This is a genomic window from Nonomuraea composti, from assembly GCF_012034275.1.
GTDB lineage: Bacteria > Actinomycetota > Actinomycetes > Streptosporangiales > Streptosporangiaceae > Nonomuraea > Nonomuraea composti.
Map to the genome: position 1 here is coordinate 253,937 of NZ_JAATEP010000010.1, position 7,678 is coordinate 261,614.

Genomic DNA, 7,678 nt, shown 5'->3' on the forward strand with positions numbered 1-7,678 from the left:
CCGCGTGTCCGGGCGTCCCGACCTGTGAGACGCCGCCTTTCCGCAGGCCGGTACGGGCGGGCCGATCGCCTCATGACGTACCGTGGACGTAACGGCCCTTTCACGGAGCAATCGTCATGCCAAGCGATCCTGATCACGTGCTCGACGCCATCGACGGCGTCGTCGACGAGTGGGAGACGCTGAGCGCCGACGCCATGCGCTGGGCGCCTCCCGAGAGCAAGAGCCCCGACCTCATGACCGAGGTGAGCGAGATCTTCGGCCCGCTCGTCACCGCGTTCTCGCAGGCGCTGCGGCCGGTCAGCGACGCCTTCGAGCGCGCGCTGCGCATGCTGGACGACGAGCTGGATGGAGAGGACGACAGGAACGACTACAACGACGACGGGCCGCGACCTGCCTGACGCGCGGCGACTAGTCGGCGGCGCGCCTGCGGCGGGCCCTGCGCGGGTACGCCTTGGCGGCCTCGGCCAGGCGGACGGCGTGCTCGGCCTGCCGCCGCCAGTGCCCGTACGCGTCGCCGCGCTGCGCGAGCCGGTCGAGCTCGCTCATCGTCTCCAGCGGGATGAACGCCGGCTCGGCGTCGCGCCACGGCGTGCCGGGCAGCGGCATGAACGTGTGCGTGTGGATGCGCGCGCCCAGGTCGGCCAGGTCGCTCGCGAGCCGCAGCGACTGCGCCTGGTCGGACTCGGACTCGCCGGGCATGCCGAAGATGAAGTCGACGTTGGGCCGGAAGCCGTGCTCGACGGCGATCCTGACGGCGTCGCGGACGGGAGAGGTGTCGTGCCCGCGCCCGGAGGCGGCCAGCACCCGGTCGGAGCCCGACTGGGCGCCGATGATCAGGTTGTCGTTGGCGACGTACCGCTTGAGCAGCCGCATGGCCTCGGGCGTGACGTGCTCGGGCCGCACCTCGGAGGGGAAGCTGCCGAAGAAGACCCGCCCGTGCGGCGGCAGCTCCTCCTTGACGCCGGACAGCAGTTCCTCCACCGCCCCGAGATCGGGGTCGGGGCCGGGGGAGCCGTACGAAAGTGAGGTCGGCGTGATGAAGCGCACGTCGCGCAGGCCGCGCTCGACCATGCCGCGCACGTGCTCGCGCACGCTGGCCACGGACCGGTGGCGGAACTGGCCGCCGAACATGAACGGCGTCTGGCAGAAGCGGCACGTGTAGCGGCAGCCGCGGGTGATCTCGATCGGCCCGCTCCTGCCGACGAACGAGGGGAACGCGTCGAGCGGGAGCTGGGGCGCCGGCCTGGTGCGCAGCGCGACGCCGTCGGCGTCCTTGATCGCCAGGCCGGGGACGGTGGTGAGCGGCGCGTCCTCCTGGAGCGCCCGCACGAGGGAGATGATCGTCGACTCGCCCTCGCCGATGCCGGCCAGGTCCCAGCCCGCGTCGATGACCTGCTGGGGCTCGGCCGTGGCGTGCACGCCGCCGGCGATGTGCAGCCCGCGGCCGCCGCTGAGCGCCCGGACCTCGGCCAGCTCGGCGGCCATGGCGTCGGCGTCGGGCGAGTAGAACGACCAGAGCACGAGCACCCGGTCGGCCTGGCTCGCCTGGATGTGCGCGGCGGTCTCCTCGGGGGTGGTGCCGAGCCGCAGCCCGTGCTCGACCTTCGCGGTGTCCAGGGCGGCGAGCAGCGCGTGCACGCCGTACGTCACCGCCTTGCGGTATCGGACCACCACATCCACTGCCAGCGCCACGTCCGGCAGCGTAGCCCAGGCCACCGGCCGCCGCATCGCGCCCAGGGGCAGCGTCGCTCAGGCCACCGGCTGCCGCATCGCGCCGAGCGCCCCGCTGTAGCGGGCGAGCTCGCCGAACATGGCGTCGGCGCCGGCCTCCATGACGTCGTTGGGGTGCAGCGTGCCGTCCTCGCCGATGAACTGCGGCACGAACGGGATGATCACGCCCTCCATCACCGGGACCATCTTGAGCGTGCTGACGACGTGGCGCAGCCCGGTGACGGCGCGGGTGCCGCCGGAGACGCCGCCGTAGCTGACGAAGCCGGCCGGCTTGTGCTGCCACTCGTGGTGCAGGTAGTCGAGGGCGTTCTTGAGCACGCCGGGGAAGCTGTGGTTGTACTCGGGGGTCACGAACACGTACGCGTCGGCCCGATCCACGGTGGCGCTCCACTCCTTGGTGTGGGCGTTCACGTACTGCTTGAGCCTGGGGTGGTGCGGCTCGTCCAGGAACGGCAGCTTCACCTCCGCGAGGTCGACCAGCTCCACCTCGAAGAGCCCGGAGGCCACGGCCTTGGCGTGCACCCAGTCGCCGACGGCGCGGCCGGCGCGGCCGGGGCGGGTGCTCGCGACGATGATCTGCAGGACGGGCTTGTCCATGATCGCTCCTCAATGCGGGATGTCAGGGGTGACTGCTTGCTCAACATTATTGAGTAGCTACAGATTCCTTAGCAAACGGTAGACTGTGAGGCATGAGCCTCGACCAGGTCTGCGCCCGCTTCCACATCGCCTTAGAGCTGATCGGCGCCCGGTGGACCGGCGCCGTGATCCACATGATCTTCAAGGGCGCCCACCGCTACGCCGACATCAAGGCGGCCATCCCCGGCATCAACGACACGATGCTGGCCAGGCGCCTGCGCGAGCTGGAGTCCGCCGGCCTGGTCGAGCGGCGCGTGCTGGCCACCTCGCCGGTACGCGTCGAGTACCACCTGACCGCGATGGGCCAGGAGCTCCGCCCCACCCTCGACGAGCTGGTGAAGTGGTCCCACAAGTGGATCCCGCTGCCGGACGAGGAGCCCGACAGCACTGTTACTTTGGTGTCGTGATCGCACTGGGCACGCTGATGCGGCACGTGCACGAGCTGATGGACGGCGCGATCGCCGACGTCTACGCCGAGCACGGCCTGCCCGACTACCGCCCCCGCTACTCGCCCGTCGTCCGCACGCTGGTGGCGCGGGGCCCCCTGCCCATCAGGGACCTGGCCGCCGCGATCGGCGTGACCCACTCCGCCGCCAGCCAGACGGTGGTCCAGATGCGCCGCGGCGGCTTCGTCACGCTGGAGAAGGGCGCCGACGCCCGCCACCGCATCGTGCACCTCACCGAACGCGCCCGCGCCGCGCTCCCCCTCATCGAGGCCGAGTGGGCGGCGACGGAGCGGGCCGTTCGCGAGCTCGACGCCGAGCTGCCCGTGCCGCTGGAGCAGCTCATGACGGCCACGCTCAAGGCGCTGGAGCGCCGCGATTTCCGCGCGCGCATCGGGCCCGTCACCCCCTAGACTCGCCGGTATGACCTGGCGACATTGATGCACGACCCAGGACCTGCGCGGGGCGCGCGGGCCTCCGAGACGGCAAGCACTCGGAGCCCCCTCTCGTCCCCTGGAAGGTCCCATGCTTGTCGTTTCGCTGTACGTCTACGCGTTCCTCAGCGAGTTCATCCTGATCTACCCGGTGTACGCGTTGCTGTTCACCGACACCGGGGTCTCCGTCGCCGAGGTCTCGTCCCTGTTCGTCATCTGGGCGGTGACGGGCATGGTGCTGGAGATCCCCTCCGGCGCCTGGGCCGACACCGTCTCGCGGCGCCTGCTGCTGTTCCTCGGGCCGCTGCTGAGCGGGCTCGGCTTCGCCTTGTGGGTGATGTTCCCCTCCTACTGGGTGTTCGTGGCCGGGTTCGTGCTGTGGGGGGCCGAGGGGGCGCTGGTCTCCGGCGCGTACGAGGCGCTCGCGTACGAGGAGATGGAGCGGCGCGGCCGGGCGGGCGGGTACGCGGCCGTCATGGGCCGCGCGACCGCCCTCGGGCTGGCCGGCAGCGCGGCGGCCATCGGACTGGCCGCGCCCGTGTTCGCGGCCGGCGGGTATCCGGCCGTGGGGGCGGCCAGCGTGCTGGCCTGCGTCCTGTGCGCGGCCACCGCCCTGACCCTGCCCGAGCACCGCACGCCCGCCGCCGCCGGCGGCCAGGGCTACCTGGCGACCCTGCGTGAGGGCGTCGGCCTGGCCAGGGCCGATCGCAAGGTGCTGCGCGCGGTGCTGCTGGTCGCGTTCGTGACCGCGATCTGGGGCGCGCTGGAGGAGTACGTCCCGTTCCTCGGCGAGGAGACCGGCGTGGCCAAGGCCGCGATCCCGCTGCTGATCCTCCTGGTCTGGGTGGGCGCCACGGCCGGCGGCCTGCTCGCGGGCCCCGCCGAGCGGCGCCTGCGCGGCCGCGCGTACGGCGCGCTGCTCGGGCTGGCGGCCCTGGCCATGGCGGCGGGCGCGCTCAGCGGGCACCCGGCCGGGTTCGTGGCGATCGCGGTGGCCGTCGGGGCGTTCCAGCTCGCCCAGGTGCTGGCCGACGCGCGGCTGCAGGAGCGCATCAGCGGCCCGGCGCGCGCCACCGTGACCTCCGTGGCCGGCCTCGGGACGAACGTGGTGACGCTCGGGGTCTACGCCGGGTACGGGACGGCGTCGTCCTCGCTGTCACACGGGACGACGTTCGCCCTGGTGGCGCTCACGTACCTGATCATCGCCCTGATCGCTCAGTAACGCGACGGGATGCGCTTGGGCAGCGGCGGCGGCTCGGGGACGGCCTCCTCCTCGGGCTCCGCCGGCGGCTCCGGGCGGGCGGCGCCCCGCCAGCGCGCCGGGAACACCGAGGCCGCCAGCAGCACGCAGGCCAGCGGCAGGGCCCAGGTCTCGGCCAGCCGCGCGTACGGCTCGGCGTACTCGGCGGGCAGCAGCCCCGCGACCGGCACCCCCGGCACGTACGCGAGAGCCGCCACGGCGGCCAGCGCCAGCCCCGGCACCAGCGACCCGAGCGGCGAGACCCGCGATCCGGCCAGGGCTCCGACGACGGCCATCGTGGCGCCGAGCGCGACGGCGGCGATCCAGGCGGCCAGGGCCCGGCCGCTGACGAAGTAGAGAAGGCCCGCCGCGATCAGCGGTGTGGCCAGCAGTCCTGCGCCGGCGCCGAGCAGATGACGAACACCATTACGCACAGAGAACACCTCCAGCCACGGCACCTTACCCATCCCTCACGCTCGGCGCCTTAAAGGCTGAAAATTTCATATTCGGGTCGATGGCCGTAAAGGGTCCATAACACCGAAATAGTGCTCGTTTGGTATCTAAGCAGGGACCGAAGCAACCGTTAGCTTGACAGCACCCCCACCCGAGGAGTGCACATGTCGAGTAAACGCTGTGCGCTGGTAGGCGGCGCCATCCTCGCCGTCTGCCTGGCCACCCCCCTCAGCCCCGCAGCAGCTGACACGGCGCCACAAGCCGCCGCTCCCCCCCCCGCCCCCCCCGCCATGATCGACGCGCTCGAGCGCGACCTCGGCCTCTCCGAAGCACAGGTCATCACCCGCCTGGCCAACGAGGAGCGCGCCGCCGCCGCCGAGGCGAGCCTCACCCCCGCACTGGGCGGCTCGTACGGCGGCGCCTGGCTGAACGACGACGCCTCCAAGCTCATGGTCGCCACCACCGACCCGGCGGCGGCCCCGACCATCGAGGCGAAGGGTGCGCAGCCCGTCGTCGTCCAGCGCTCGCTGGCCCAGCTCAACGGCATCGTCGCGCAGCTCGACCGGGCCCCCAGGCGCGCCACCGCCGGCGCCTCGCTCTGGTACGCCGACGTCAAGACCAACACCGTCTCCGTCCAGGCACCCACCGTCGAGGCCGCCGAGGCCCTCGTCGCCGCCGCCGGCGTCGACAGGAGCGCGGTCGTCGTGACGGCCACGGCCGAGCGGCCGACCACGTTCATCAACATCATCGGCGGCGCCGCCTACTACATCGGCTCCAGCCGCTGCAGCATCGGCTTCTCCGTCACCCGCGGCAGCACCCCCGGCTTCGTCACCGCCGGGCACTGCGGCCGGGCCGGCTCCAGGACCACCAACCCGACGGGCACCTTCCAGGGCTCGTCGTTCCCCGGCAACGACTACGCCTGGGTCGCCGCCCCCGGCAACACCGTCACCCCGTACGTACGCGGCTCCGGCGGCGCGAACGTCACCGTACGAGGCTCCACCCAGGCCTCCGTCGGCGCGTCCATCTGCCGCTCCGGCTCCACCACCGGCTGGCGCTGCGGCACCATCCAGCAGCACAACGCCACCGTCCGCTACGCCCAGGGCACCGTCACCGGCCTGACCCGCACCAGCGCGTGCGCCGAGCCCGGCGACTCCGGCGGCTCGTTCATCTCGGGCAGCCAGGCCCAGGGCACGACGTCCGGCGGCTCGGGCAACTGCAGCGTCGGCGGCACCACGTACCACCAGCCGGTGAACGAGGCGCTGGGCGCGTACGGGCTCACCCTCACCACGGGCTGACCCGTACCGGCTGAGCCCTTCCCCGTCGAGACCGCGCGGCGCGTCCTTTCCCCAGGGCGCGCCGCGCTATTTCGCTTCCATCACACGATCTTTCCCATCTTCCGATGACTTTTCCCCCGTGGCCTGGTCCGCACATGGAGAAGAAGAGGAAGAAGAGAAAGGAACTCGCGATGAAGCGACCCGTCCTCGGCAGCCTGCTGCTGTCCAGCACCGACCCCGACCGGCTGGCCTCCTGGTACACCTCCGCGCTCGACCCCGCCGAGCAGAGCGACGTCAACGGGTACCGGGTGCTCAAGTTCGGGGAGTTCTTCCTGTTCATCGACACGCGGACGGACATCTCCGCCAAGACCCAGGAGCCCGGCAGGGTCATCCTGAACTTCGACGTCGAGGACGCCCGCGCCGTCGCCGCCCGCATGGAGCAGGCGGGCACGCAGTGGCTGGCCGGGCTGGAGGACCGCGACGGCAGCCTGTTCGCCACCGCGATCGACCCGGACGGCAACTACGTCCAGATCATCCAGCTCAGCGACGAGCACCGGCAGGGGATGTGACCATGCCCGACACCCTGTTCGACACGAGCAAGGCGTTCAGCGGCTTCTCCGTCGGCGACGTCGAGGCCGCCAAGCGGTTCTACGGCGAGACGCTCGGCATCCGCGTCACCGAGGAGCGCGGCATGCTGACGCTGCACCTCGGCGGCGACGTCCTCGTCTACCCGAAGGGGCCCGCACACGTGCCGGCCACGTTCACCGTCCTCAACTTCCCCGTCGAGGACATCGACAAGGCCGTGGACGAGCTGACGGCGCGCGGAGTCCGGTTCGAGCGTTACGACGGGTTCGAGCAGGACGCGCGCGGCATCCTCCGGGGCGGCGACGGCCCTCCGGTCGCCTGGTTCACCGACCCCTCGGGCAACATCCTGTCGGTCCTGCAACTCGAACCCTGAGGCTCGGACAGGTACCGCTGCACGGCCGGCGAGGCCGCCGACGTGCTGGAACAGGGCGGACGTCCTGAAGGGCAGCGACCGCAGCGGCGGTGAAGTACGGGTACATCCTGACGAGCTCGTCGAAGCCGGCGGTGGTCAGCAGCGCCGCCGGCACCTCGAAGACGAGCACCGTGACCGCCGGCCCGCCCGCGACGAACGCGTAGAACCTGCACCAGACCCCATCACACACCCGGCACCGGCATGCACGACGACATTCACCGTGAAGCCGCCGCCCGACCCGGACAATCGCGCCGCCCGCTCACCGCCTCGTCACCCCCCTCAGCCACCACCACCCCGCCGCCGCGGTGACGGCCACTGGGGCGATCAACGGTGCCGCCGGCTCGTACAACCGAAGGCTCAGCGCCGCCAGCCCCCCCCCCCCCCCCCGCCCCCCCGCCCCCCCCCCCCGCCCCCCCCCCCCCGGGCCCCCCCCCCCCCCCCCCCACCCCCCGCCCCCCCCCCCCCCCCCC

At 72.3% G+C, this 7,678-nt stretch carries 10 protein-coding genes; 7 read left to right on the plus strand and 3 right to left on the minus strand.

Features of this window, described 5'->3' with window-relative positions; genetic code table 11:
- Positions 1 to 116 precede the first annotated feature (116 nt).
- Complete coding sequence (locus HCN51_RS17140; protein ID WP_168010583.1) at positions 117 to 398, plus strand: hypothetical protein; 282 nt, start codon at positions 117 to 119, stop codon at positions 396 to 398.
- A 10-nt stretch (positions 399 to 408) separates the two neighbouring features.
- Here HCN51_RS17140 and HCN51_RS17145 read toward each other — a convergent pair whose 3' ends face one another.
- Complete coding sequence (locus HCN51_RS17145) at positions 409 to 1,692, minus strand: TIGR04013 family B12-binding domain/radical SAM domain-containing protein (RefSeq protein ID WP_346433681.1); 1,284 nt, start codon at positions 1,690 to 1,692, stop codon at positions 409 to 411.
- A 57-nt stretch (positions 1,693 to 1,749) separates the two neighbouring features.
- Positions 1,750 to 2,328, minus strand: coding sequence for an NADPH-dependent FMN reductase (locus HCN51_RS17150; RefSeq protein ID WP_080043853.1), 579 nt, complete (start codon positions 2,326 to 2,328; stop codon positions 1,750 to 1,752).
- Between the two features lie 92 nt (positions 2,329 to 2,420).
- Between HCN51_RS17150 and HCN51_RS17155 the strand changes: the two genes are divergently transcribed.
- The 3 genes from HCN51_RS17155 to HCN51_RS17165 all read left to right on the plus strand — a co-directional run bounded on the left by HCN51_RS17155 (position 2,421) and on the right by HCN51_RS17165 (position 4,466).
- Complete coding sequence (locus HCN51_RS17155; protein WP_080043854.1) at positions 2,421 to 2,774, plus strand: winged helix-turn-helix transcriptional regulator; 354 nt, start codon at positions 2,421 to 2,423, stop codon at positions 2,772 to 2,774.
- The gene (locus tag HCN51_RS17160; protein ID WP_206067102.1) at positions 2,771 to 3,223 is read left to right on the plus strand and encodes a MarR family transcriptional regulator; all 453 of its coding nucleotides are present in this window, start codon (positions 2,771 to 2,773) and stop codon (positions 3,221 to 3,223) included. Before HCN51_RS17155 ends, HCN51_RS17160 begins: the two co-directional genes overlap by 4 nt.
- A gap of 112 nt (positions 3,224 to 3,335) precedes the next feature.
- A complete protein-coding gene (locus tag HCN51_RS17165) occupies positions 3,336 to 4,466 on the plus strand; it encodes an MFS transporter (RefSeq protein ID WP_168010585.1) in 1,131 nt (376 codons plus the stop codon).
- On the opposite strand, the gene HCN51_RS17170 is transcribed toward HCN51_RS17165, so the two are convergent.
- Positions 4,460 to 4,918, minus strand: coding sequence for a hypothetical protein (locus HCN51_RS17170; protein ID WP_168010586.1), 459 nt, complete (start codon positions 4,916 to 4,918; stop codon positions 4,460 to 4,462). The genes HCN51_RS17165 and HCN51_RS17170 overlap by 7 nt on opposite strands.
- A 309-nt stretch (positions 4,919 to 5,227) precedes the next feature.
- Between HCN51_RS17170 and HCN51_RS17175 the strand changes: the two genes are divergently transcribed.
- From HCN51_RS17175 to HCN51_RS17185, 3 genes are all read left to right on the plus strand, one after another.
- Complete coding sequence (locus HCN51_RS17175; RefSeq protein WP_240972909.1) at positions 5,228 to 6,232, plus strand: S1 family peptidase; 1,005 nt, start codon at positions 5,228 to 5,230, stop codon at positions 6,230 to 6,232.
- Positions 6,233 to 6,402: 170 nt separating this feature from the next.
- Positions 6,403 to 6,780, plus strand: coding sequence for a VOC family protein (locus HCN51_RS17180; RefSeq protein ID WP_168010588.1), 378 nt, complete (start codon positions 6,403 to 6,405; stop codon positions 6,778 to 6,780).
- Between the two features lie 2 nt (positions 6,781 to 6,782).
- On the plus strand, positions 6,783 to 7,169 hold the full coding sequence (locus tag HCN51_RS17185; protein ID WP_428981541.1) for a VOC family protein: 387 nt from the start codon (positions 6,783 to 6,785) through the stop codon (positions 7,167 to 7,169).
- The last annotated feature ends 509 nt before the right edge of the window (positions 7,170 to 7,678 follow it).

Bases quoted from the DNA above. Each gene is read 5' to 3' on its own strand.
- HCN51_RS17155 (WP_080043854.1), top strand. From the start codon at position 2,421: ATGAGCCTCGACCAGGTCTGCGCCCGCTTCCACATCGCCTTAGAGCTG.
- HCN51_RS17175 (WP_240972909.1), top strand. From the start codon at position 5,228: ATGATCGACGCGCTCGAGCGCGACCTCGGCCTCTCCGAAGCACAGGTC.
- HCN51_RS17180 (WP_168010588.1), top strand. From the start codon at position 6,403: ATGAAGCGACCCGTCCTCGGCAGCCTGCTGCTGTCCAGCACCGACCCC.
- HCN51_RS17165 (WP_168010585.1), top strand. From the start codon at position 3,336: ATGCTTGTCGTTTCGCTGTACGTCTACGCGTTCCTCAGCGAGTTCATC.
- HCN51_RS17140 (WP_168010583.1), top strand. From the start codon at position 117: ATGCCAAGCGATCCTGATCACGTGCTCGACGCCATCGACGGCGTCGTC.
- HCN51_RS17150 (WP_080043853.1), bottom strand. From the start codon at position 2,328: ATGGACAAGCCCGTCCTGCAGATCATCGTCGCGAGCACCCGCCCCGGC.
- HCN51_RS17185 (WP_428981541.1), top strand. From the start codon at position 6,783: ATGCCCGACACCCTGTTCGACACGAGCAAGGCGTTCAGCGGCTTCTCC.